Genomic DNA, 25,315 nt, shown 5'->3' on the forward strand with positions numbered 1-25,315 from the left:
CCTTGCAATGGGTAATCTCACAATGATCGACTCTCCCGGAGCAGGTTCCGTTCCGCTTGGCTATACCGATAGCCGCTGCACCGTCGCTGCCTGGCCCGCCCACAGGAGTGGAAGAACCCGTTGCAGTGCATCGGTATCGCCACTGCTCCAGAACCCAGTCGGTGCAGCCGGTCCCCGGGCGAGCAGATCGAACTCCATCAGTTTCACCTGCACTTGCCGCGCAACCGCAGCGCCGGTATCCACCAACTGGATATCGGCAGGCAACAGCCGTTGCAGCGCAGGCTTCAGGAAGGGGTAATGCGTACACCCCAGGATCAGGGTGTCGCAGCCCGCTTCCAGTAGTGGCTGAGTATAGCGGAGCAACAGAGCGGTCACATGCGCTCCGCTCAATTCGCCTCGCTCGACACATTCGACCAGGCCCGGACATGGCTGGGTCACCACCTTCACCGAACCGGCGAAACGATCCAGCAGCGCAGCGAATTTGGCACTGCGCAGCGTACCTGTGGTGGCCAGCACGCCGACTACCCCGCTGCGGGTCGCGCTGCTGGCCGGCTTGACCGCCGGCTCCATGCCGATGATCGGCAGGGTGTGGCGCGAGCGCAGGTCCATCACCGCGGCGGCAGTGGCGGTATTGCAGGCCAGCACCAGCGCCTTGGCACCCTGCGCCAGCAGGAACTCGGCAATCAGCCGGCTGCGCTCGGCGATCAGTTCGGGGGATTTTTCACCGTAGGGGACGAAGCCACTGTCAGCCACGTAGAGCAATGATTCAGCCGGCAGCAGGCGACGTATCTCATGCAGCACCGAAAGCCCCCCGACGCCCGAATCGAATACGCCGATGGGTTGCTCACTCATGCCCCGCTCCAGCTCCGCAGCAGGTACAACCAGGGTCACGCTGGATACGCAGCTCGCGAAAGCGCGTCTGCAGGGCATCGATCAGCAGCAGGCGACCGACCAGCGGCTCACCGAAGCCGGCCAGTAGCTTGAGCGCTTCCAGTGCCTGCAGACTGCCGACCAGGCCCACCAGCGGCCCGATCACCCCGGCCTCGCTACAGCTCAGCGCGACATCGTCACCATCGCCATACAGGCACTGGTAGCAGGGGCTGTCCGCACGCCGGGGATCGAACACGCTGAGCTGACCCTGCAAACGGATGGCCGCGCCGGACACCAGCGGGCGGCGCAGCGCCACGCAGGCACTGTTGATCGCCTGGCGGGTGGTGAAGTTGTCGGTGCAGTCGAGCACCAGGTCGACCTGCGCCACCGCCTGGTTCAGTTGCTCGCCGAGCAGGCGCCGGTCGAGCCGCTGCAATTGCACCTCGGGGTTCAGCGCCGCCAGCCGGTCGGCCGCCGAGGCGGTCTTGGGCCGGTCCAGATCGGCGGTGCCGTGGATGATCTGGCGCTGCAGGTTGGTCAGGTCAACGTGGTCGTCGTCGGCCAGCAGCAGGCTACCGACCCCGGCGCCAGCCAGGTACAGGGCTGCCGGGCCACCCAGGCCGCCCAGGCCGACGATCAGCACCCTGCTGTCGAGTAGCCGTTGCTGGCCGTCGATATCGATCTGTTCCAGCAATATCTGCCGGCTGTAGCGCAACAACTGCTGGTCATGCATGCCAGCACCCTCCCGTAACGCGCTGATGTCCACCCAGGTCCTGCCAGGACTGTACCGCCTCGAAGCCGCGCTCGCTCAACAGCTGGCGTACCGCTTCGGCCTGCTGCCAGCCATGCTCCAGCAGCAGCCAGCCACCGGCCTGCAGATAGCTCGGTGCGCTGTCGATGATATGGCGGATGTCACACAGCCCATCGGCGCCACTGACCAGCGCGCTGGCCGGCTCGAAACGTACATCGCCCTGCTGCAGATGCGGATCATCCGCGGCGATATATGGGGGATTGGCGACGATCAGCTGGAACTGCCGCTGACCCAGCGCGGCAAACCAGTCGCTGTGCAGGAACTGCACGTTGGCCAGTGCGAGCCGGGTCCGGTTGTTCTCGGCCAGCGCCACTGCACCGGGCATGCGATCCACGCCGATGACCTGCCAATGTGCCCGCTCGCTGGCCAGTGCCAGGGCGATGGCGCCGGTCCCGGTGCCCAGGTCGAGTATCTGCGCAGGATGCTGCGGACCCAACTGCAGGGCGACCTCCACCAGCCGCTCGGTATCCGGGCGCGGAATCAGCGTATCGGCACTGACCTGCAGCGACAGGCTCCAGAAACCCTGCTCACCCAACAGGTAGGCGACCGGTTCACCCTGGCGCCGGCGCGCCAGCAGGGTCAGGAATCGCGCCACCTGCGGCTCGGCAAGCTGGCGCTCCGGCCAGGTCAGCAGGTAGCTGCGCGGCTTGCCCAGCACATGGGCGAGCAGCAGTTCGGCATCCAGCCGCGGCGTATCCGAGTCGGGCAATTGTGCCTGCGCCAGCAGGGCCGCGATGCTGTGGGTCATCTATGCGTCCAGCGCCGCCAACTGGTCAGCCTGGTATTCCCGGCGCAGCGGCTCGATCACGTTGTCCAGCTCACCCTCGATGACGTGATCCAGGCTGTACAGCGTCAGGTTGATACGATGATCGGTGACCCGTCCCTGCGGGAAGTTGTAGGTGCGGATGCGTTCGGAACGGTCCCCCGAGCCCACCAGTGAGCGGCGGGTATCGGAAATCTCCTTCTCCTGCGCCTCGCGCTGGCGGTCGGCCAGCCGCGCCTGCAGCAGGGCCATGGCTTTGGCTCGGTTCTTGTGCTGTGAGCGCTCTTCCTGGCATTCGACGACGATGCCGGTGGGCAGGTGCGTCAGGCGGATTGCCGAATCGGTCTTGTTCACGTGCTGGCCGCCGGCGCCGGAGGAACGGTAGGTGTCCACCCGCAGGTCGGCCGGGTTGATCTCCACCGCGGCCTGCTCGTCCGGCTCGGGCATCACCGCAACGGTACAGGCCGAGGTGTGGATACGCCCCTGGGACTCGGTTTCCGGCACCCGCTGCACGCGGTGCGCGCCGGACTCGAACTTCAGCCGGGCATACACCCCCTGGCCCTCGACCCGGGCGATCACTTCCCGGTAGCCACCGTGCTCGCCGGGGTTTTCCGAGAGAATCTCGATACGCCAGCCGTGACGCTCGGCATAGCGCGAATACATGCGGAACAGGTTGCCAGCAAAGATCGCCGCCTCATCGCCACCGGTACCGGCGCGGATTTCCAGGAACACGTTGCGCTCGTCATCCGGGTCCCTGGGCAACAGCAGCAGGTTCAGCTCGGCCTCCAGGGCGGCCAGCGCCTCGCTGCAGCTGTCGGCGTCGTCCTCGGCCATGGCGCGGATATCCGGGTCAGCATCCTTGAGCAGGCTGCGCGCCTCTTCCAGGTCGGCATTGGTTTTCAGCCACTGACCATAGCACTGCACGGTCGGCTCCAGCTCGGCATACTCGCGCGAATAGGCGCGAAAGCGGTTCTGGTCGCTGATGACCTCCGCATCGCTGAGCAACGCGGACAGCTCCTCGAAACGCTCGCGCAGGGTATCCAGACGGTTCAACAGTGAAGCTTTCATGATTTGCCTTGTGCGGTGTTCGTGTCGTCATCCAGGGCGAACAGCTCCATGGCCAGCGACAGCGACTCGCTGCGGCCATCGGCGCTCATGCGCTTGAGTTGCACACTGGGTTCATGCAGCAGCTTGTTGGTCAGGGCGCGGGCCATTTCCGCCATCACCGCCGCCGGGTCGCCACCCCGCTCCAGCCGCGCCAGGGCCTTGTTCAGCTCCTGGTCGCGCTGCTGCTCGGCGCGCTGGCGATAACGCTTGAGCACATCCACCGCGGCGCGGGCGCGCAGGCGCTGCATGAACTCGTCGGTGCCCAGCTCGATCAGCCGTTCCGCCGCCTGGGCGGCGTCCTGGCGCGAGCGCATGTTTTCCTCGATGACCTCACGCAGGTCATCGACGCTGTACAAGTAGACGTCGGCCAGGTCACCCACCTCCGGCTCGATATCGCGCGGCACGGCAATATCGACCATGAACATCGGTTTGTGTCGGCGCTGCTTGAGTGCTCGCTCCACCGCACCCTTGCCAAGGATCGGCAGCGGAGCGGCGGTCGAGGCAATGACAATCTCGCATTCGTGCAACACCTCGGGAATCTGGTTCAGGGTGATCGCCCGCCCACCCAGCGGCGAACTCACTTCCTCGGCCCGCTCCAGGGTCCGGTTGGCGACGATCAGCTTGCTGACACCCTGCTCGTTCAGGTGCCGGGCGACCAGCGCGATGGTTTCCCCGGCGCCGATCAGTAAGGCGGTGCTGCGGCTCAGGTCGGAGAAGATCTGCCGCGCCAGGCTGACCGCGGCGAAGGCCACCGATACCGGGTTGGCGCCGATGGCGGTATCGGTACGCACCTGCTTGGCGGTGTTGAAGGTGCTCTGGAACAGACGATCCAGGCGCGGGCCGAGGGTACCGGCGGTACGCGCGTACTGCCAGGCATCCTTCATCTGGCCGAGGATCTGCGGCTCGCCCAGTACCATGGAGTCCAGCCCGGCGGCCACGCGCATCATGTGCCGCACCGCGCCGGCATCCTTGTGCACGTAGCTGCACTGCTCCAGCGACTCCGGCTGCAGCCCGTGGTAACGCGCCACCCAGTCGATCAGCGCGGCCGAGTCGGCATGGTCCTGGGTGCAGTAGATCTCCGTGCGGTTGCAGGTCGAGAGAATGGCTACTTCCCGGGACAGGGTGGCGTCACGCAGTTGCTGCAGGGCATCGGCCAACTGGTCCGGCGCGAAGGCGACACGCTCGCGCACCTCGACCGTCGCCGTCTTGTGATTGATCCCGAATGCGAGAAAGCCCATGACACCTCAACAGATGTGGTCCCGAGTAACTACGGGTTAAAAGCGGGTAATTGTCCTATGTAAACAGGCGGCAATCAATTCCTTCCATGGCGGGCGGGTAAAACCGGCCCACGCAAGGCGTTCGATATCGCTTTGCACTTGCACACTGTGGGTTTGCCACTCATCCTGTATCATCAGCTGCCGGCTGCGCCTGCAGACCCGTACCAATGAGAGTATCCATGACGGCAAGATCCCACCACCCGCTTCTGGCGCTGGCAGTCAGTCTGCTGATCACCGGCTGCGCGGTCACCGACACGACCCCGGAGCCACCCCCGGCGCCGCTGCAGTCACCGGTCATCCCGACTCCGAGTGAGGAACCGACCGTCTATGGCCAGTTCCAGGCCGATACCCTCTACGCCCTGCTGGCGGCGGAAATCGCCGGGCAGCGCAACCGCTTCGATATCGCCCTGAACAACTATCTGGAACAGGCTGTGGTGACCCGGGACGCGGGCATCATCGAGCGGGCCATGGAAATCTCCGAATTCCTCGGCGCCCACCAGCAGGCCATGGACATGGCGCTGCTGTGGACCGAAGTGGCCCCCGACAACCCCGACGCCCTGCGTGCCGCCGCGCTGCAACTGGCCCGCGCCGGCCAGCATGAGCGGGCCATGCAGATGATGGAGCAGGTGTTGCTGCTGCAGGACGACACCCACTTCGACCTGCTGGCACTGACCGCACTGCAGGCCGACAGCGAGACCCGCGCCAGCATGCTGGACAATCTGCTGGAGCTGCTGCAGCGCTATCCCGACAACGCCCAGTTGAGCTTCGCCGCGGCCCTGCTGCTGCAGGAAGAACAACGCACCGATGAAGCCCTGGAGCTGCTCGAGGAACACACCCGGCATAATCGCACCAGCGCCTCGATCATGCTGCAAAGCCGCCTGCATGCCGGGCTCGGTGATGTGGATGAAGCCATAGCGGTGCTGCAGCGTGGCGTCGGTGAATTCCCCGACGACGGTCGCATGCGCCTGCTGCTGGCCAGGATGCTGGTCAGCCAGGGGGATCACCAGGCCGCCATCACCCACTTCCGCGAACTGGCCAGGCAGAATCCCGAGGACGACGAAATACGCCTGGCACTGGCGCTGGTGGAGCTGGAAAGCGGTGATACCGAGGCCGCCATCGGGGATCTTCAGCAACTGCTGGAAATGGACCCCGGTAACGCCGCCGCAGCCTATCACCTCGGTGCTGCCCATGAACGCGCCGGGCAATGGGACGCTGCCATCGAGACCTGGCAGAGCATCGGTGCCGGCGAGGAGTTCCTGCCGTCGCGCCTGCGCATCAGCCGGCTGCTGGTGCAACGCGAGCGCAGTGGCGAACTGGCCACCCTCATGCGCGACGAGCGCAGCACCTATCCGCAACAGGCGCTGGAACTGTACCTGCTGGAAATCGAGACCCTGGCGCCGGCAGACCCGCAACAGGCCATGCAGCGTGCCAACGAGGCACTCAGGCAATTCGAACGCAACCACAACCTGCTGTATACCCGGGCGCTGCTGTCCGAGCGCCTTGGCGACCCGGCCGGGCTGGAAGCCGACCTGCGCCTGATTCTGGACCAGGAACCGGACAACGCCATGGCACTCAATGCCCTGGGCTACACCCTGGCCGACCGCAACGAGCGACTCGACGAAGCCCTGCAGTTGATAGAACAGGCTCATGAGCTGAAACCGGACGACCCGGCCATCCTCGACAGCCTTGGCTGGGTGCACTACCGGCTCGGCAATCTGCAACAGGCCGAGCAGTTGCTGCGCCAGGCATTCAGCGCCTATCCCGATGCCGAGGTCGGCGCCCATCTCGGCGAAGTGCTGTGGCAGCAGGGCCGGCACCGTGAAGCCCGGGCCATCTGGGATGAGGCCGCCAGGGACGCCGAGGACAGCTCGCTGATTGATGCCACCCGCAAACGCCTGAAGGCCAACTGAGATGCTGCCGCTTCGTATTCTGCTCCTGCTGGCCCTAGCCCTGACACTGAGCGCCTGTAGCAGCCTGCACCAACGCGAAACCCTGGAGTTCGGTGGCGACCCTGCCGCCTGGCAGGTACACCGCAACGCGGTGACCCCGCTCACCCACTGGACACTGCAGGGCAAACTGGGCGTGCGTGCACCGGCTGAGTCCGGCAGCGGCACCCTGCTCTGGTTGCAACAGCAGGACCAATACGACATCCGCCTGTCCGGCCCCCTGGGCCGCGGCGCCACCCGCATCCAGGGCAGCGATGCCGGGGTCGTGCTGGAAATCGCCGGTCAGCCACCGGCCACCGCCGCTTCCGCCGAAGCCCTGCTGGAACAGCAGATCGGCTGGCGCCTGCCGGTCGAGCACCTGCTGTGGTGGGTGCGCGGCCTGCCCGCCCCGGACAGCCCCAGCCGCCTGCAACTCAACCCCGACAGCCAGTTGGCACGCCTGGCGCAGGCCGGCTGGACCGTCGAGTACAGCCGCTACCAGCAGATCGATGGCCTGCAACTGCCCCAGCGCCTGCAGTTGTCCGGCCATGACGTGCTGCTGACGCTGGTCATTACCCGCTGGGAACCGCATACAAGCGAATGACAACCACCACCCTGAGCCTGCCGGCCCCGGCCAAGCTGAACCTGTTCCTGCACATCACCGGTCGTCGCAGCGATGGCTATCACCTGCTGCAGACGCTGTTCCAGTTTCTCGACCATGGCGACACCCTGCACTTCACCTCGCGCAGCGACGGCCAACTGCGGCTGCTCAGTGCATTGCCGGGCGTGGCGGCCGAGGACAACCTGATCCTGCGCGCCGCCCGCATCCTGCAACAGGCCAGCGGCACCAGCCTGGGCGCGGACATCCGCCTGGACAAGCGCCTGCCGATGGGCGGCGGCCTCGGCGGCGGCAGCTCGGATGCCGCCACCACCCTGGTCGGGCTCGATCACCTGTGGCAGACCGCCATGGGCGAGGAGCAACTGGCCGAACTGGGTTTGCAGCTGGGCGCCGACGTGCCGGTATTCGTCCGCGGCCACGCGGCCTGGGCCGAGGGCGTTGGTGAGCGACTGACCCCGGTGGAGGTGGACGAACCCTGGTATCTGGTGGTCGTACCGCCCTGTCACGTCAGCACCGCGGAAATTTTTTCCGATGAAAGGTTGACTCGCGACACGACGCCTATTACATTAGCGGCCTTTCGAGAGCACGGTGGTCGGAACGACTGCTTGCCGGTTGTCACAGCGCGTTACCCTGAAATACGTAACACGTTGATCTTGCTAAACAAATTTTGTGAGGCTAAGATGACCGGAACTGGCAGTTGCTTGTTTGGGGCCTTCCCAAACGAACGCGAAGCTGATAAAGTTCGCGCCCGGTTGCCAGCCACTCTGCAAGCCTTTGTTGCAAAGGGATGTAACGTTTCGCCGTTACATGCTTTACTCGACAAAGCGACGTAAGAAGGATGCAACCTTAGCATCCGGACAGTTACAGGGGCGTAGCCAAGCGGTAAGGCAGCAGGTTTTGATCCTGCCATGCGTTGGTTCGAATCCAGCCGCCCCTGCCATTTTCTCCGGCAGCAATAATTCATGACATCTTGAGTCCGGCTCGACCGGCCAGGCGTGTTTCTGTTCGCCCGGCTCTCTCACTGACTCATCGCATAGACCACTACCCAGAAGGTAATGTAGCGTGTCCAAGATGATGGTCTTCACCGGGAATGCAAACCCCGACCTTGCACGACGTGTCGTGCGTCAACTGCATATCCCCCTTGGTGACGCCTTGGTCAGTCGCTTCAGCGACGGCGAAGTCAGCGTTGAATTGAATGAAAATGTACGTGGCAAGGATGTGTTCGTCATCCAGCCGACCTGCGCGCCGACCAACGACAATCTGATGGAACTGATTGTCATGACCGACGCCCTGCGCCGCTCGTCCGCCTCGCGCATCACCGCCGTGATCCCCTACTTCGGCTATGCCCGCCAGGACCGCCGCCCGCGTTCGGCCCGCGTGCCGATCAGCGCCAAGGTAGTGGCCGACATGCTGGACGTGGTCGGTGTCGATCGCGTCCTGACCGTCGATCTGCATGCCGACCAGATCCAGGGCTTCTTCGATATCCCGGTGGACAACATCTACGGCTCGCCGGTACTGATCGACGACATCCAGGACCAGCGCCTGGACAACCTGCTGATCGTCTCCCCCGATATCGGTGGCGTAGTGCGCGCCCGTGCCGTGGCCAAGAGCCTCGGTGTCGACCTGGCGATCATCGACAAGCGCCGGCCCAAGGCCAACCAGTCGGAAGTGATGCACATCATCGGTGAAGTCGAGAACCGCAACTGCATCCTGGTCGACGACATGGTCGATACCGCCGGCACCCTGTGCGCCGCGGCCAAGGCCCTCAAGGACTTCGGTGCCACCCGCGTATCGGCCTACTGCACCCACCCGATCCTGTCGGGCAAGGCGATCGACAACATCAATGCATCGGTACTCGATGAGCTGGTGGTGACCAACACCATTCCGCTGAGCCCCGCCGCAGACCACTGCGAGCGCATCCGCCAGCTGGATATGGCACCGATCATCGCCGAGGCGATGCGCCGTATCAGCAATGAAGAATCCATCAGCGCCATGTTCCGCTAGGAACAGACGCTGATCAAACAGCCCGGCAATACCGCCGGGTTTTATCAATTGTCCGACGCACTGGTCGCAAGTGCCCGGACACACAGCAAGGAGACTATCAATGGTCGACTTCACTTTGAATGCGAATGTGCGTGACGATCTGGGGAAAGGTGCGAGCCGCCGCCTGCGTCGTAACGCCGACCTGGTTCCGGCTATCGTCTACGGTGGCAGCAAGGAGCCGCAAAGTATTTCCATCGCCGCCCGCGAACTGAACAAGGCACTGGAAAACGAAGCTTTCTATTCCTCCATCATCGGCCTGTCCATTGATGGCAAGAAAGAAGAAGTCCTGCTCAAGGCACTGCAACGTCATCCGGCCAAGCCGCGCATCATGCACGCTGACTTCCAGCGTATCGTTGCCGGCCAGAAAGTGACCGTGCATGTTCCGCTGCACTTCCTCAACGAAGACACCTGCGCAGGCGTCAAGCAGGAAGGCGGCATGGTCTTCCGCAACCTGCCGGAAATCGAAGTGAGCTGCCTGCCGAAAGACCTGCCCGACTTCATCGAAGTCGACCTGCTGGAGCTGAAGGTTGGTCAGTCTCTGCACCTGGCCGACCTGAAACTGCCCAAGGGCGTGACCATCCCGAGTCTGGCTCTGGGTGACGACCACAACCTGCCGGTAGTCAACATCATGGCCCAGCGTACCGCTGCCGCCGCCGATGACGCAGCTGGTGAAGGTGAGGAATCAGCGGAATAATTTCCCGCTGAAATCCTGGAGGGGCGCCCGTCGTGACGCAGGGAATCAAGTTGATCGTCGGTCTTGGTAATCCGGGGCCGGAATATGACATGACCCGGCATAACGCGGGCGCTCTTTTCGTTGAGCGTCTTGCGGATGCTCATAACCTGACTCTACGTCAGGAAAAACAGTTTTTTGGCCTCACTGGCCGCCTGACCGTCAATGGTCAGGATGTTCGCCTACTCATCCCCACCACTTTCATGAACCGCAGCGGCCAGGCGATTGCCGCCCTTGCCGGTTTCTACCGTATCCCCCCCGACGAAATCCTGGTCGCTCATGATGAGCTGGACCTGCCACCGGGTACGGTCAAATGCAAGAAAGGTGGCGGGCATGGCGGGCACAACGGGTTGCGCGACACCATCGCCAGCCTGGGCAACAACAATGGTTTTCACCGCCTGCGTCTGGGTATCGGTCACCCCGGTCACAGCTCGCAGGTCACAGGCTATGTGCTGGGCCGCACCCCCAAGGCCGAACAGCAGGCGCTGGACGCCTGTATCGACGAAGCACTGCGCGAGGTACCCGGCATGGTTGCCGGTGACTGGACCCGCGTCATGCAACGCCTGCACAGCTTCAAGGCCTGATTCATTTTCGCCGCCGTAAACGGCAGAGGACACCAGTATGGGATTCAATTGCGGTATCGTCGGACTGCCCAACGTCGGCAAATCCACCCTGTTCAACGCACTGACCAAGGCCGGCATCGGTGCCGAGAACTTTCCGTTCTGCACCATCGAGCCGAACAGCGGTATCGTTCCCATGCCCGACCCGCGACTGGACGCCCTGGCCGCCATCGTCAAACCCGAGCGAGTCCTGCCGACCACCATGGAGTTCGTCGATATCGCCGGGCTGGTCGAAGGCGCCTCCAAGGGCGAAGGCCTGGGCAACAAGTTCCTGGCCAATATCCGCGAAACCGACGCCATCGCCCACGTGGTGCGCTGCTTCGATGATGACAACGTCATTCACGTTTCCAACAGCGTCGACCCCAAGCGCGATATCGAGATCATCGACCTGGAACTGATCTTCGCCGACCTGGACAGCTGCGAGAAACAGCTGCAACGCGTGGCGCGCAACGCCAAGGGTGGCGACAAGGAAGCCGTCGCGCAGAAGGCCCTGCTGGAAAAGCTCATCCCGCACTTCACCGAAGGCAAACCGGCACGCACCCTGCTCAAGGAGCTGGCCGACGAGGAGAAGAAGCTGATCAAGGGCTTCCACCTGCTGACCAGCAAGCCGGTGATGTACATCGCCAACGTCTCCGAGGAAGGCTTCGACAACAACCCCTACCTCGACATCGTACGCGAGATCGCCGATGCCGAAGGCGCCGTGGTGGTGCCGGTATGCAACAAGATCGAAGCAGAGATCGCCGAGCTGGACGACGGCGAGGAGAAGGACATGTTCCTCGAAGCCATCGGCATGGACGAGCCCGGCCTGAACCGCGTGATCCGCGCCGGCTATGAACTGCTCAACCTGCAGACCTACTTCACCGCCGGGGTCAAGGAAGTCCGCGCCTGGACCGTCAAGGTCGGCGCCACCGCCCCCCAGGCCGCAGGTGTAATCCACACCGACTTCGAGAAAGGTTTCATCCGCGCCGAAGTGGTCGCCTACGACGACTTCATCCAGTACAACGGCGAAGCCGGTGCCAAGGAAGCCGGTAAATGGCGACTGGAAGGCAAGGAGTACATCGTCAAGGATGGGGATGTGATGCACTTCCGGTTCAACGTCTGAGACGTACAGAACCCAGCCGCTACCAAGACCCCTTGAGGATCACCTCTTCAAGGGGTTTTTCTTTGCTGCAAAACCTGCCCGGCTATCCGGCAACTCATTCCGATCACCACAGGTGATATGCTGCGCAGCGACATTCCCGGCTGCCCGGAATATGGCAGCCCCCAGTACCAGGACAACATGAGAGCATGCTTCCCATCAGCCTCTTCTCCATACCGGCAGCCAAATGGCTGCCGGTCATTCTGCTTGGCGCCCTGCTGGGCGGTTGCAGCCTGCCGGCGCAGAACATGATTGCCTCCAGCGCGCTGGCTCCCGAGGCCGCCCAGGCCACCCGCCTCGGGCAAGGGCTGGCCCCGCGCCTGGCTGTCCACCCGGGCAAGAGCGGCATTCATGCCCTGGCCGATCCGCATGCCGCCTTTGCCGCGCGGGCGCTGCTGGCACGGGCCGCCGAGCGCACTCTGGATGTGCAGTACTACATCTGGCACGGCGACATGACCGGCACATTGTTGCTGGAAGAGCTGCATGCTGCCGCGGATCGCGGTGTGCGTGTCAGGTTGCTGCTGGATGACAACGGCACCGCAGGACTGGATACGGAGCTGGCGGCCCTGGCGCTGCACCCGCAGATCGAAGTACGCCTGTTCAACCCGTTCAAGGTGCGCAACCCCAAGTGGCTCGGTTACATCACCGATTTTTCCCGGGCCAACCGGCGCATGCACAACAAGTCCTTCACCGCCGATAATCAGGCCACCATTGTCGGCGGGCGTAATGTCGGCGATGAATATTTTGGCGCGACCGAAGGGATTCTATTCGCCGATCTGGATGTGCTGGCCGTCGGCCCGGTGGTTGCTGAAGTGTCGACGGACTTCGACCGCTACTGGGCCAGCGGCTCCTCCTACCCGGTGGAACAGGTCCTGCCCGCGGTTTCTGCCAGAAGCCTGGCCCAACTGAGCCAGCGGGCGGCACTCATCGAGCAGGATGCCAGCGCGGCCGACTATGTCGCAGCGATTGCCCGGTCCGACTTCACCCGCCAGTTGCTCAGCGGTGACTTGCCTCTGGAATGGGCGCAGACGCGCATGGTCACTGATGACCCGGCCAAGGGCCTGGGCCAGGCCGAAGCCAACGGCCTGCTGACCTATCAACTTGCGCAGATCCTGGAGCAGCCGAACCAGGCGGTAGTGTTGGTCTCGCCCTATTTCGTGCCAACCGCCACCGGCGTCGCCGCCTTTACCGCCCTGGCCGAGCGGGGTATCGATGTGCGCATCCTGACCAACTCGCTCGACGCCACCGACGTGGCGGCGGTACACGCCGGTTACGCGAAGCGGCGCAGGGACCTGCTCCAGGCCGGCATACAGCTGTATGAAATGCGCCGTCTCTCACCGCACCTGGAACGCAATGAAAGCGCCGGGCCCTTTGGCAGCTCCGGTTCCAGCCTGCATGCGAAAACCTTTGCCGTGGACGGCGAGCGGGTCTTCGTCGGCTCGTTCAATTTCGATCCGCGCTCGGCCAACCTGAATACCGAGCTGGGCTTTGTCATCGACAGCCCGCCCTTGGCCCGGGCCGTCCATGCCGCCTTCGACAGCAGCATCCCCGCCAACGCCTATCAGGTTCGGCTGGATGAAAGCGGCCAGCTCTACTGGTTGGAGCAACTGGGCGACCGGCAGGTCCGGCATGATCGGGAACCCAATACCGGGCTGCTCAAGCGCAGCGGTATCCGGTTTCTGTCGTTCCTGCCAATCGAGTGGCTGCTCTGACGCGCCACTACTGGTCCAGTTTTGCCGGCAGGCATGCGATACTCCGGTCTATCTGAAGCGAGCCGGATGATGTTCATGCGCATGAAACCGAAAACCCTGCTGATCAGCCTGGTCGCGGCACTGACCTTGTATGCCCTGCTGGGCTTTGTGTTACTGCCGGCCATCGCCCTGCACCTGGTCAACAAACAGCTCGAACAACGGGCGACCGTGCCTGCGCAGCTGGATGACATCAAGTTCAACCCCTTCACCCTGGAGCTGACTCTCCACGGCCTGCATATCGGCGAGCCGCAGCAGCCGGAAGTGGCCTTCTCCCGGCTCTATGCCAACCTGCAGATAGACAGCCTGTGGACCCGCGCCGTACATCTGCGTGACCTGGAACTGGAACAGGCCAGCACACGGGTACATTTTGCTGAGAACGGCAGCCTCAACCTTGCCGAGCTGTTCATTCTGCCGGAATCACCGGAGCAGCCCGAGGACAGCGATAGCGGGCCCTTCCCGCTACGCATCGACCGCCTGGCACTGATCGACAACAGCCTGCAGTTTCGCGACCTGCGCCCCGCCGAACCGGTCGAGTTCGGCTATGACGCGGTGGACATCGAGCTGACCAATCTCAGCACCCTGCCCGAGGACAATGCGCTGATGCAGGTCAGCGCCAGCGGCCCCTACGGTGCCCGCATCGACTGGGAAGGCCGGCTCGGTATCAGCCCGCTGACCTCCAGCGGAACGCTGCGGATCAGCGAGGCGCGCTTGGCAACCTTCTGGCCCTATGTGCAGGAGCAACTGCCGCTGACCCTGCACCAGGGCTCATTGGACCTCAGCAGCGAATACCAGCTCAGCCTGGCCTCAGAGACCGAACTGCTGCTGTCCGGTGTCCGGGTGCAACTCAGCGGTCTCGATCTGGCGTCGGCAGACAATCCACTGCTGCGCCTGAGCAGTCTGGAAATCAGCGACACATCGCTGGACCTGGCCAGGCGCGAGGTACACCTGGGCTCCATCCGCAGCCAGGGGCTGGAAGCCTGGGCCGCCCGGCAAGCGGATGGGCAGATCGACTGGTTGCAGCTGCTACAACCAGGCACCTCAGCGACCGAGCAATCTGCCGAGTCCGAAGAAGCCCCATGGCGCATCCTGCTGACCGATGCGCAACTGCGCGACTACCAGCTACACCTGACCGACCACCAGCCGCCCCAACCGGTACAGCTGGATATAGGTCCGCTGAACCTGGACCTGAACGACTTCGACAGCCTGGCCGAAACGCCCTTCCAGCTGAGCCTGGATACCGCGCTGAATACCGACGGTCAACTGAACATCACCGGCGAAGTTGGCATCAACCCGATCAGCGCCGACCTGCAGGTCGAGACCCGGGATATCGATCTGACACTGGCCCAGGCGTACATCGAGCCGCTGGTGCGCCTGGAGCTCAAATCCGGCCTGCTCGGCACCCGGAGCCGGGTGCAGCTCAGCCAACTGGAGCCGCTGCAACTGCAGGTAACCGGCCAGGCCGGAGTGCAGCAACTGCATGTGGTGGACGGTCCGGCCAAGCGCGACCTGCTGAAATGGCAGAGCCTGCAACTGGACGAGATCGACTACCGGGGCGACAGCCTGAGCATCGGCAAGGTCAACCTGCAGCAACCCTATGTGCGCTTCATCATCAACCGCGACATGTCCACCAACTTCAGCGACCTGGTGGTATCCCAGCCCGCAGCCGAAGCCAGTGACAGTACAGATAGCGAACCCATGGCCATCCGCATCGGCGGCATCGATATCGCCAATGGCTCGGCCAACTTCGCCGATTTCAGCCTGCGTCCCAACTTCGCCACCGGCATCGAGCAACTGAACGGTCATATCGGCACGCTGGACAACCAGAGCCCGAAGGCCGCAGCCGTGGACCTCAGCGGCAAGGTCGACCGCTACGCGCCGGTCAGCATCAAGGGCAGCCTGACACCCTTCGACCCGCTCAACAGCCTGGATATCGCTACCCGCTTCCAGAATGTCGAACTGACCACCCTTACCCCCTACTCCGGCAAGTTCGCCGGCTACCGCATCCGCAAGGGCCGGCTGAACCTGGACTTGCACTACCAGATCGACCAGGGTCAGCTCAAGGCCGACAACCGCCTGCTGCTGGAGGACCTGCAGCTCGGCGAACGGGTCGACAGCCCCGATGCAGTGGACCTTCCGGTGCGGCTGGCAGTCGCCCTGCTGAAGGACACCAAAGGCAATATCGATATCGAACTACCGGTAGCAGGCGATCTGAACAACCCCGAATTCAGCGTCATGCCGATCGTCTGGCAGACCCTGCGCAACCTGGTGCTGCGTGCCACACAGGCCCCGTTCAAGTTCATCGCCGGCCTGGCCGGTGCCGGCGATACCGATCTCAGCCAGCTCGGCTTCGCTGCCGGCAGCGCCGAGCTGAACCCCGAGGCCAGACAGACCCTGGGCACTCTGTCCACTGCCCTGCAGGAGCGCCCACAACTGATTCTGGAAGTGGAAGGCATCAGCGCTATCAGTGCCGACGGCCCGGCCCTGGCGGCCCAGCGCCTGGAACATGAAATGCGCCAACTGGCCGCCAGCAAGATGCGCCGCCCCCCGGAAAACCCGGCAGAGATCGAGCTGGACGAGAAAGACCAGGCCAGGCTGGTCCGTGAACTGCATGAGCAGCGCGCGCTGCCGGTGCCCGAGCAATGGAAGGAGCTGTCCCGCGAGGAACGTGATCTGGCCATGCGCCAGGCACTGATCGAGAGCTGGAGCGACAGCCCGCTGCCTCTGCGCCGACTGGCGCAGCAACGCGCCGCCACCATCAAGGACTGGCTGGTGGACGAAGGCGGCATGGAAGCCGAGCGCATCCACCTGCTGGATGCCAGCGAAGGGGCAGCCGACAGCAACGGCCTGGTCGCCACCGAGCTACAACTGGGCAGCCGCTGAGCGGAACCAGCTGGGAAGGCTAAGCGGTTGAAAATTTTACCAATTGAGCGCAACACCTCTTGACAAGAATCGCGTAGCTGGGAATAATGCGCGCCTCGGATGGCTACATAGCTCAGTTGGTTAGAGCACAGCATTCATAATGCTGGTGTCCCAGGTTCAAGTCCCGGTGTAGCCACCAACCTTTTCAAAGGCTTAGCTTCGGCTAAGCCTTTTTTGTTTTGGGCCACAGACCAGAAAATGCCCAGAAACTGACCAAACGGCGTAGCCAAGCCCACACCATGGCGATCCAGCCAACGACTCCATCTGCTACCCCGTCACCCGCCGCCACAGCGCCCGACCGACCACCCGCACTTTGTCCCGTGGGGTAAAGCGCTTGAGGGTGGCCTTGACCACGCCCTCGGTAAAGCGGGTGCGCTTGCTGTAGTCGATGTGCACGTCCACCAGCACCGGCTGCCCGGTAGCGGCGAGGCGCAATGCTTCGGCGATGCCTGCGGCACAGTCCTGATTGCTTTCTATGCTGACGAAGGCAGCGCCGGTGGCTTCGGCCAGGGCGGCGATCTTCAGTGGCTTGAGCACGGTGCAGGCCTTGCGGTTATAGGGTACTTCCTGGGCCTGGGCGATCTGGGACAGTTCGCCGTCATTGAAGACGAACAGCGGCACGCCGACATTCAGGCTGCTGGCCGTGAGGGTCTCCAGGCCCGTCATGCGCAACGCCCCATCACCCACCACACCGACCACCTGGCGCTGCGGATTGGCCAGTTTGGCGCCGATGGCCGCCGGTACGCAGTAACCCATGGCATTGAAGTCGCTGGGGGATATGAAGCCACGTCCGATATGGATCGGCATCAGTTCGGCCAGCAGGAAGGTATGGTTGCCATCATCGACCACGACGATGGCATCATCCGCCAGTTGCCGACGCAGCTCCTGGCAGAAGTGTGCCGGGTTGACCCGTCCCTTGCTGTCATGCTGCAGCCAGCTCTGCAGGTAGGCGGCCTTGTCCCTGGCGATCTGCTCGGTCAGCGCAGCACCGCGCGGTTGCGGCTGCAGGGCACGCACCTCGGCCAACAGCGCCGGGAGGATCTGCACGGCATCCCCGGCAAGGGTCAGGCTGGCCGGGTAGTTGGCATTGAACACCTCGGGGTTGATATCGATATGAATCAGTTGCTCCGGCACCGGCATGCTGAAGCTGCCGGTGGGGATTTCCGAGAAGCGGGTGCCCACTGCCAGCAGGCAGTCGCAATTGGCGAAGGCGTTTTCCGCAGCCGGCACTGCATAGGCGCCAAAGCCCATCCCCACGTGCAACGGATGATTGCCGGGAAAGGCACTGAGCCCCTGCAGCGTGGTGCACACCGGGGCGCCGAGCAGCTCGGCCAGTTCCACCAGTTGCGGCTGGGCATCCACCGCGCCCCAGCCGACGAACAGCCCCGGCTGTCGGGCGTTGACCAGCATCTGTGCTGCCTGCTGCACTACCCGGCTATCCGGTAGGATATCGCTGCTTGCAGCGTCGTGCTGATAGGCAGGCAATCCGTCCACCTCACCCAGGAAGTTGCCGATATTGTAGGGCAGCTCGATGAATACCGGCCCCGGCTCGCCACTGGTGGCGATACGGTAGGCTTCATAGAAGGTGGGAATCACCTCGGCATGGCTGAGAATACGGAAGCTGGCCTTGGTGATGGGTTTGAGCAGGCTGTGCTGATCGATATCGTGCAGTTGGTAGCGCCGCCCGTTTTCACTGTGGATGCCGCCGGAAATGATCAGCATGGGAATGCCGTCCAGCCCCGCCTCGCCAATGCCGCTGGCAGCGTGGGTCACCCCCGCCGCGGGCACGATGGCCAGGGTGCCGATGCTGTCGCCGGTGCGACTGACGGCATCGGCCATGAAGGCCGCACCGCATTCGTGGGCAACCAGCACCGGCTGGATCTGCCCGGACGCATTCAGCTCATCATAGAGTTCGGTATTGTGCACCCCGGGAATACCGAAGGTGTGGGTCACCCCCAGTTGTTCGAGGGCAAAGCGTGCCAGTGCAGCTCCGGTTTTCTTCATGGTCCATTCTCCGATATTGTTATTCCAGGGGTCGGTTGGCGATGGCCCGCGCCGCCCGCCGCCCGTTGAAGATACAGTTGGACAGGAAGGTGCCTTCCAACGAGCGTATGCCACTGATGCCGCCCCCACCGAACCCGGCGGCCTCGCCGGCCGCATACAGTCCCGGAACGACCTGCCCCTGGTGGTTCAGGATGCGCGACTGCAGATCGGTCAGCATGCCACCCATGCTCTTGCGGCTGATCAGGCGGGTACGGATGGCCATCAATGGGCCTGCCCGCGGATCGAGTATTTTCTGGAAGCGGCAGGTACGCATGCGGTCACTACGCCATTGACGCAGTTGTTGCAGGCGGCGCAGCTGTTCGTCATTGTGCAATGCCGGGCCGCGATCGATGATCGCATCATAGCGCTGTACATCCGCGCGCATGGCCTGCGGGTCCAGGCGCCCATCGTCGGCCAATGCCGCCATGCTCCGGGCCAGCTCATCCAGGTTGTCTGCAGCCAGCACATCCGGGCACTGCTCGATCAGTTCACGTGCCAGGCTGCGGTTACCAGTCAAGGTCTGCCACAACAGGCGCAGCAGTTTGCGATCGCGGAACAATGGGTTGGCATCGGTGCCGGAGACCGCCAGTTCCTTGATTGCGATACGCCAGTTGAGCAGTTGCCAGCCGTACTGTCCGGGCAGATGGCCGATACGCTTGCACAGGTCATGGGTATCGAAGCCGGTCACCAGGGGCAAGGGGCCTATGCGCCGGCCGCTGGGCTCCAGCCACAGTGCCGAGCGTGCCGGAATCAGGCTGATGCCATGCCCTGGATACTGCGGCTGCGGGTGCGCGATCCCCGCGGCGTAGTTCCACATCTGCCCGAGCTTGACCACCTGGCCGCCGACCACGCGCACCTGCTCATGCAGCGCACCGTCGGCACGCGGGTCAGTGCCGTTGAGCAGGTTCTCCGGGCACGGGCCATAGATCGGGTCCCAATGCCGGCGCACCAGTTCCAGGTTGCCATTGATCCCGCCGCTGCACAGGACCACATGCTCGGCACGCACTTCAAAATCTCCCTGCGGGCCCTGCCCCCAACAGCCGACCACTGCGCCATCGCACTGCAGCAGGCCGGTTACCCGGTGCTCGAACAGCGTTTTCAACTGCGCTTGGCGCGCATGGCCGAACAGCTGCGCTGCCAACGTCTGCACCACACCGCGGCCACAGCCCCAGGCGACATGGTAACGGGGCAACGAGTTGCCATCGCCATGATTGCCACGCTCGACCCATTGCACCGCCGGGAAGAAGCCAACGCCCCGCGCCCGCAACCAGTCGTAGATATCAATGCGATTGCGTGTGGCATAGGCCTCGGCCCAGCGCCGCGCCCACAGATCATCCTGCTGGAACAACGCCGCCCGGCACCAGTCCTCCAGCAGTAGTTGCGGCGAGTCGGAGATGCCATTGCGCTTCTGCTCAGGCGTGCCGCACAGCAACATGCCACCGAAGGCATCATTGGCCTGCCCGCCACATTGGCTGCGCGGTGCCGCATCCAGCAACAACACACTACGCCCCAGGTCCAGCAGCTCCAGCGCTGTACTGATGCCTGCCAGACCAGCGCCGATCACCAGCGTTTCACACGCATGCTGCGCCTTGGTCATGAACTCCCCTCCCTTGGTGCTGCCTTGATGATAGACAGCCGGGAAACAAGAGGCCTGACATTTCACGAAGGGGAAGTTGACATTTCACGCATGGCTACGCAGGCTGGACATACCTATCCAGCTGGTTTTCCCATGTCACAACTTGCCCGCAGCGCGGTATTCATCGGTTTCGACAGCTTGTGCCGCAGCCACGGGCTGAACCCCAATGATCTGCTATTGAGCTGCGGGCTGGACCCGCTGTTGCTGCGCCGCGCCGCCCTGCATCTGCCCTATGCACGCTTTGCCCAGGTGCTGACCCTTGCCGCCGAGCGAGGCAATTGTGCCGACTTCGGCCTGCGCCTGAGCCACTACCATGACTATCTGGTGCTCGGCCCCTTCGGCCTGTTGCTGTCCCAGGCGGAAAGCTTCACCGAGGTGCTCAAGCTGACCCAGCAATATGTGCATCTGCATGCCCAGGGCATAACCCTGAACGCGCGGCAGGACGATCGCTATCTGGAAGTGGAGTATCGTCTGCAACTGCAGGAGTCGGTGGATCTGCGTCAGTTGCTGGAATTGGGCCTGGGGGTAGTACACCGTTCCATGCGCAGCCTGTTCGGTGACCAGTGGCAACCGCTGGAAGTATCCATGCGCCACGCCTGCATGGGACGGGTGCAGGACTATGTACAGTTCTTCGGCTGCCCGGTGCTGTTCGAGCAGCCACTCGATGGTATCAGGGCCAGTGCCCAAACCCTTGCCTTGCGCCCGCTGGAGCAGCGCCTGCAGCTCAAGAATCATCTGCTGGAAGAATACGCCCTGCGCCACCAGGTACCCGGCGACCTGGCCAGCCAGGTGCGGCTGGTTCTGCAATCGATCCTGCCCACCGGCGAGGCACGGCTTGAGGTAGTGGCGCGCCTGCTGGACCGCCACCCACGCAGCCTGCAGCAGGCCTTGCAGGCCCGCTCGCTGAGCTTTCGCCAATTGCTGGATGAGGTGCGCTACAGCGAGGCAAGGCAGCAACTGCGGCTCTCTGGGCAGTCAATCACCGATCTGGCGTTGCATCTGGGCTATGCCGATGAGACCGCCTTCTCCCGGGCTTTCAAGCGCTGGAGCGGTCAGGCACCCCGGCAATGGCGCGCGCAATCCAGGCCGCCACCTATCGACTGACCTGTGGCCAGCGTGTCGCCAACAGCAACCCCAGAAACGTCAGCGCGCCACCGGCCAGGTGATACCAGTACAGCTGTTCGCTCAATAGCAGCACGCCCAGCAGCGCGGTGAACACCGGTGTGAGGTAGCTGAACAGCGAGGCGGTAGCCGGCCCCAGTACCTTGACGCCATTGTTCCAGGCCACATAGGCCAGCAGCGAGGCAAACACAGCGGTATACCCCACCGCCCCGGCAGCCTGCCAGCTCAGCGGCATCGGCCCGACATGCACCAACTCCCAGAGAAAGAACGGCACCAGCAACGGCACCCCACACAGCAGCATGGCGGCCATCAATATCAGCCCCGGCACCGGCATGATCCAGCGCTGCAACAGTACCGAATACAGCCCCCAGGACAGCACCGCCGCCAGCATGATCAGGTCACCGTCATTGAACTCCAGCATCAGCAAGCGCTCCGGTTGCCCACCCGCCAGGATCAATAGCAGCCCGCAGGACCCCAGAAAGGCGCCACACAATGTCGTCCATGCCGGCCATTGGCGCAGCAGCACCACCGACCAGAAGAACGCCGCCACCGGCAGCCCGGTACCGACCAGCGTCAGGTTGATAGCGGTGGTGCTTTGCGCAGCCTGGTACAGCAAGGTGTTGTAGGAGGCAATGCTGAGCGCCGACAGGATCACCAGGCGCTTCCAGTGTGCCAACAACAGCTGGCGATGCTGCCACACCCCTCGTGCAGTGAACGGCAGCAATAGCAACAGGGCGCAGCTCCAGCGCCAGAAAGACAGGCTGATCGGTGGTAACATGCCCGCCGAGGCCCGTGCGATCAGGGCGTTCCCGGCCCAGGCCAGGGCGGTGGTCAGCAGGCCGATAACAGCCCATTGTCGCGTCGACATAAACAAGCCATTGGTGGTGATTGAGCGCAGACTCAGTCGATTAGCGAATAGGCCATGACCAGCGCATCCTCACGGCCGCCGACGGCGGGATAGTATCCTCGGCGGCGACCGATTTCATTGAAGCCGAAGCGCTCATACAGTCGAATGGCTGGTTGATTGGACTCCCTGACCTCGAGAAAGGTCGTCTCGGCCCCGCGCTGCCTGCCCTGCTCGATCAAGTGCGCAAGCAGCTTGCCACCCAATCCATTGCATTGGCTCTCCGGTTTGACCGTCAGATTCAGCAGATGGGATTCATCCCCAGCGGCCGACAGCACACCGTGACCGACCTGCTGATCACCGAGGAACATCATCCAGCATTCATAGCCGGATTTTACACAGTCCAGAAAGATGCCACGGGTCCAGGGATGACTGAAAGCGGCGAACTCGATATTCAATACTGCCTCCACGTCCGCCTCGGTCATGGGACGAAACACCGGTTCACTCATTGCGTAACCTGCCAGCGGGACATGATGCGCTTCAGTTGCTGCCACAATTGTGCCTTGCTCGCCGAGTCCTTCATCAAGGCTTCCAGATCAGGTGCAAACCATGCCGGCGGCAGCTGTTCCAGTGCCTCCTCGCGGCCACAGACCAGATCCTGCCCGTCCAGCTCCGGCCCCAGCAACAGTCGGGGGTAAGTGCCAAAGCAGCCGATGGATACCACCGGTTCACTTTCCAGGCGCCCCTGCATGAAGGCTTGCAGTGCCAGGCTGGCTGCCGGGGCACTGCGATCGAACTGCGGGTTTCTATTCAGCGGCCAGGTAAAGTCCGCATACAGATGCGGCACCTGCGGCAGGCGCACTGCACGCAGGATGTCCTTGAGCAGGCGCAACGCGGGCGATGCGCTTTCCAGCCCCGGTTCCGGGGTCTCGATCAACAATGCGCAGGGACCCGCCATCCATAACTGCAGATAGAAGGATTCCAGCGGCGGTAGCTTGACCTCGGGCTCGGCAGCTGGGGGCGCGACGACCGTGGCCGGCGCTGGCTCCGGCCTGGAAGGACGCACGATGATCTTCGCCCGAGCGGGGGCCGCCGCCTTCGGCGTGTCTATCTGCACCGTGGCCGGCGATACGGCAATCGCATCCCCTGCGCTCTCCTGCGGCTCATCCGCGATGTCCGGCAACTCCGGCGGCAGGCGGAAGGCTGCATGGGGCAAGGCGTGCCGCGGTACCCAACCGGTCACGCCCATGGCGGCAAGATAATCCAGACGTGTCGATTCCAGCATCAGATACCTTCGACCTGCGGGTGCGCCTTGTATGCGTCCGAATGCATCAGATTCAATGCGTTGATATAGGCCTTGGCGGAAGCAATCACGATATCGGTATCGGCGCCATTGCCATTGACGATACGACCACCCCTTTCCAGGCGAACGGTGACTTCACCCTGGGAGTCGGTACCTTCGGTAATGGCGTTGACCGAGTACAGCTGCAGCGACGCACCGGAACCGGCGATCTGCTCCAATGCCCGGAAGGCCGCATCCACCGGGCCGGAGCCCGACGCGCAAGCCTGCTGCTCGACACCATCCACCTCCACGGTGACTTTCGCCACCGGAGTTTCTCCGGTCCGCGAGGTGACATCCAGAAACACCAGGCGCATGCGCTCCACTACATCGGTCACGGTATCGGATACCAGCGCCTGCAGATCCTCATCGAATATCTCGTGCTTCTTGTCCGCCAGCTCCTTGAAGCGGGCGAACGCAGCATTCAGTTCGTCCTGGTCGGTCAGGTCGATACCCAGTTCCTGCAACCGGGTGCGAAACGCATTGCGCCCGGACAGCTTGCCCAACGACAGCTTGTTGGCATGCCATCCCACCGACTGGGCACTCATGATCTCGTAAGTTTCGCGGTGCTTGAGCACGCCATCCTGGTGAATACCGGACTCATGGGCGAAGGCGTTGGCGCCCACGATGGCCTTGTTCGGCTGCACCGGAAAACCGGTGATGCTGGAGACCAGGCGGGAGGTGCTGAGAATATGCTCGGTAACGATACCGGTCTGCACGCCCAGTACATCCTGGCGCGTCTTGATGGCCATGACGATCTCTTCCAGCGAGGCATTACCGGCACGCTCACCCAGGCCATTGATAGTGCACTCGACCTGCCGCGCACCTGCGCTGACGGCTGCCAGCGAGTTGGCTACCGCCAGGCCGAGGTCATTATGGCAATGCACCGAAAAGATCGCCTGGTCGGCGTTGGGAACGCGCTCGATGACCTGGCGAATGGTCTCGGCGAACTGATGCGGGATCGCGTAGCCGACGGTATCGGGGATATTGATGGTGCGCGCACCGGCCTTGATCGCCTGTTCGATGATTCGGCACAGAAAGTCGATCTCAGAACGACCACCATCCTCGCAGGAAAACTCCACATCAGCGCACAGGTTACGCGCCCGCTTGATCGCATGTACCGCCTGCTCGATCACCTGTTCAGGCTGCATGCGCAGCTTGTATTCCATATGGATGGGGCTGGTGGCAATAAAGGTATGGATACGCCCGGAGTTGGCATTGACCAATGCCTCGGCAGCCCGATCGATATCCGCATCGACCGCCCGTGCAAGGCTGCAGATGGTGCTGTCCTTGATGGTGTCGGCAATCCCTTTCACCGCCTCGAAGTCACCCGGACTGGCGATGGCGAAACCGGCCTCGATGACATCCACCCGCAGCTTCTCCAGCGCCTTGGCGATACGCAGCTTCTCTTCCCGGGTCATCGAGGCGCCGGGACTCTGCTCACCGTCACGCAAGGTGGTATCGAATATGATGACGCGATCCTGACTCATGAACCTCTCCTCGGCAACGGAAACCGCAATATGGAGATTATACCACCGCCATCTGAGCTGGCTCGTTTCCGCACTGCTTTCGGGTGGTCGAGTTTGCCTGCGGGTCAGTTGGTGTAGCGCAGGGGCGCTGCACCCCGATCGCGTAAAGAAAAAACCCCGACCTGTGTCCAGATCGGGGTTTTCTGTTTGAAGCTTGACGATGACCTACTCTCACATGGGGAAGCCCCACACTACCATCGGCGATGCATCGTTTCACTGCTGAGTTCGG

At 63.2% G+C, this 25,315-nt stretch carries 21 protein-coding genes, 2 tRNA genes and 1 rRNA gene; 12 read left to right on the forward strand and 12 right to left on the reverse strand.

The genetic code is table 11. The annotated features are described in order from the left end of the window. Positions 1 to 60: 60 nt before the first annotated feature. The 5 genes from murI to hemA are packed head-to-tail and all read right to left on the reverse strand — an operon-like array spanning position 61 to position 4,789. On the reverse strand, positions 61 to 852 hold the full coding sequence (murI, locus tag H6X51_RS16545) for a glutamate racemase (protein ID WP_185268575.1): 792 nt from the start codon (positions 850 to 852) through the stop codon (positions 61 to 63). Then, positions 845 to 1,603 (reverse strand): molybdopterin-synthase adenylyltransferase MoeB, encoded by a 759-nt coding sequence (moeB, locus tag H6X51_RS16550; RefSeq protein ID WP_185268576.1) that lies wholly within the window; start codon positions 1,601 to 1,603, stop codon positions 845 to 847. The genes murI and moeB overlap by 8 nt, the downstream gene beginning before the upstream one ends. Continuing rightward, positions 1,596 to 2,429, reverse strand: coding sequence for a peptide chain release factor N(5)-glutamine methyltransferase (prmC, locus tag H6X51_RS16555; protein ID WP_185268577.1), 834 nt, complete (start codon positions 2,427 to 2,429; stop codon positions 1,596 to 1,598). The genes moeB and prmC overlap by 8 nt, the downstream gene beginning before the upstream one ends. Continuing rightward, on the reverse strand, positions 2,430 to 3,512 hold the full coding sequence (gene prfA, locus H6X51_RS16560) for a peptide chain release factor 1 (RefSeq protein WP_185268578.1): 1,083 nt from the start codon (positions 3,510 to 3,512) through the stop codon (positions 2,430 to 2,432). Then, on the reverse strand, positions 3,509 to 4,789 hold the full coding sequence (hemA, locus tag H6X51_RS16565) for a glutamyl-tRNA reductase (protein WP_185268579.1): 1,281 nt from the start codon (positions 4,787 to 4,789) through the stop codon (positions 3,509 to 3,511). Before hemA ends, prfA begins: the two co-directional genes overlap by 4 nt. Positions 4,790 to 5,007: 218 nt before the next feature. Between hemA and H6X51_RS16570 the strand changes: the two genes are divergently transcribed. The 11 genes from H6X51_RS16570 (at position 5,008) to H6X51_RS16620 (ending at position 16,712) form a co-directional block, all read left to right on the forward strand. Continuing rightward, on the forward strand, positions 5,008 to 6,738 hold the full coding sequence (locus tag H6X51_RS16570) for a tetratricopeptide repeat protein (protein ID WP_185268580.1): 1,731 nt from the start codon (positions 5,008 to 5,010) through the stop codon (positions 6,736 to 6,738). Between the two features lies 1 nt (position 6,739). After that, positions 6,740 to 7,357, forward strand: a complete 618-nt coding sequence (lolB, locus tag H6X51_RS16575) for a lipoprotein insertase outer membrane protein LolB (RefSeq protein WP_185268581.1) — start codon at positions 6,740 to 6,742, stop codon at positions 7,355 to 7,357. After that, positions 7,354 to 8,205, forward strand: a complete 852-nt coding sequence (gene ispE, locus H6X51_RS16580; protein WP_185268582.1) for a 4-(cytidine 5'-diphospho)-2-C-methyl-D-erythritol kinase — start codon at positions 7,354 to 7,356, stop codon at positions 8,203 to 8,205. The genes lolB and ispE overlap by 4 nt, the downstream gene beginning before the upstream one ends. A gap of 32 nt (positions 8,206 to 8,237) precedes the next feature. Continuing rightward, positions 8,238 to 8,312: transfer RNA gene (locus tag H6X51_RS16585), tRNA-Gln, on the forward strand. 122 nt (positions 8,313 to 8,434) lie between these two features. Further along, positions 8,435 to 9,376, forward strand: coding sequence for a ribose-phosphate pyrophosphokinase (locus H6X51_RS16590; RefSeq protein WP_185268583.1), 942 nt, complete (start codon positions 8,435 to 8,437; stop codon positions 9,374 to 9,376). 100 nt (positions 9,377 to 9,476) lie between these two features. After that, positions 9,477 to 10,109, forward strand: a complete 633-nt coding sequence (locus H6X51_RS16595) for a 50S ribosomal protein L25/general stress protein Ctc (RefSeq protein WP_185268584.1) — start codon at positions 9,477 to 9,479, stop codon at positions 10,107 to 10,109. Between the two features lie 32 nt (positions 10,110 to 10,141). Continuing rightward, the gene (pth, locus tag H6X51_RS16600) at positions 10,142 to 10,729 is read left to right on the forward strand and encodes an aminoacyl-tRNA hydrolase (RefSeq protein ID WP_328795707.1); all 588 of its coding nucleotides are present in this window, start codon (positions 10,142 to 10,144) and stop codon (positions 10,727 to 10,729) included. Positions 10,730 to 10,766: 37 nt separating this feature from the next. Further along, complete coding sequence (gene ychF / locus H6X51_RS16605) at positions 10,767 to 11,867, forward strand: redox-regulated ATPase YchF (protein WP_185268585.1); 1,101 nt, start codon at positions 10,767 to 10,769, stop codon at positions 11,865 to 11,867. 185 nt (positions 11,868 to 12,052) lie between these two features. Then, positions 12,053 to 13,615 (forward strand): phospholipase D family protein, encoded by a 1,563-nt coding sequence (locus H6X51_RS16610; RefSeq protein WP_185268586.1) that lies wholly within the window; start codon positions 12,053 to 12,055, stop codon positions 13,613 to 13,615. 75 nt (positions 13,616 to 13,690) lie between these two features. Next, positions 13,691 to 16,534: a DUF748 domain-containing protein gene (locus H6X51_RS16615; protein WP_185268587.1), complete on the forward strand. Its 2,844-nt coding sequence runs from the start codon at positions 13,691 to 13,693 to the stop codon at positions 16,532 to 16,534. Between the two features lie 101 nt (positions 16,535 to 16,635). Beyond that, positions 16,636 to 16,712 (forward strand) — tRNA-Met (locus H6X51_RS16620). A 128-nt stretch (positions 16,713 to 16,840) separates the two neighbouring features. Here the strand turns inward: H6X51_RS16620 and H6X51_RS16625 are convergent. Next, positions 16,841 to 18,577, reverse strand: a complete 1,737-nt coding sequence (locus H6X51_RS16625) for a thiamine pyrophosphate-binding protein (RefSeq protein WP_185268588.1) — start codon at positions 18,575 to 18,577, stop codon at positions 16,841 to 16,843. Positions 18,578 to 18,596: 19 nt separating this feature from the next. After that, on the reverse strand, positions 18,597 to 20,213 hold the full coding sequence (locus H6X51_RS16630) for an FAD-binding dehydrogenase (protein WP_185268589.1): 1,617 nt from the start codon (positions 20,211 to 20,213) through the stop codon (positions 18,597 to 18,599). Positions 20,214 to 20,345: 132 nt separating this feature from the next. On the opposite strand from H6X51_RS16630, the gene H6X51_RS16635 reads away from it, so the two are divergent. Continuing rightward, positions 20,346 to 21,356, forward strand: coding sequence for an AraC family transcriptional regulator (locus tag H6X51_RS16635; RefSeq protein ID WP_185268590.1), 1,011 nt, complete (start codon positions 20,346 to 20,348; stop codon positions 21,354 to 21,356). On the opposite strand, the gene H6X51_RS16640 is transcribed toward H6X51_RS16635, so the two are convergent. The 5 genes from H6X51_RS16640 to rrf form a co-directional block, all read right to left on the reverse strand. Further along, entirely contained in the window at positions 21,346 to 22,242 is an 897-nt protein-coding gene (locus tag H6X51_RS16640) for a DMT family transporter (protein ID WP_185268591.1), read from the reverse strand. The two genes, H6X51_RS16635 and H6X51_RS16640, sit on opposite strands and share 11 nt — an antisense overlap. A 32-nt stretch (positions 22,243 to 22,274) precedes the next feature. Next, a complete protein-coding gene (rimI, locus tag H6X51_RS16645; protein WP_185268592.1) occupies positions 22,275 to 22,727 on the reverse strand; it encodes a ribosomal protein S18-alanine N-acetyltransferase in 453 nt (150 codons plus the stop codon). Next, entirely contained in the window at positions 22,724 to 23,503 is a 780-nt protein-coding gene (locus tag H6X51_RS16650; RefSeq protein ID WP_185268593.1) for a hypothetical protein, read from the reverse strand. Before H6X51_RS16650 ends, rimI begins: the two co-directional genes overlap by 4 nt. Then, positions 23,503 to 25,047: a 2-isopropylmalate synthase gene (locus H6X51_RS16655; protein ID WP_185268594.1), complete on the reverse strand. Its 1,545-nt coding sequence runs from the start codon at positions 25,045 to 25,047 to the stop codon at positions 23,503 to 23,505. The genes H6X51_RS16650 and H6X51_RS16655 overlap by 1 nt, the downstream gene beginning before the upstream one ends. A gap of 191 nt (positions 25,048 to 25,238) precedes the next feature. Continuing rightward, positions 25,239 to 25,315 (reverse strand): 5S ribosomal RNA (gene rrf, locus H6X51_RS20495); the annotation flags it as partial.

Origin of the sequence: Halopseudomonas xiamenensis (assembly GCF_014219065.1) — a bacterium.
Classification (GTDB): Bacteria; Pseudomonadota; Gammaproteobacteria; order Pseudomonadales; family Pseudomonadaceae; genus Halopseudomonas; species Halopseudomonas xiamenensis.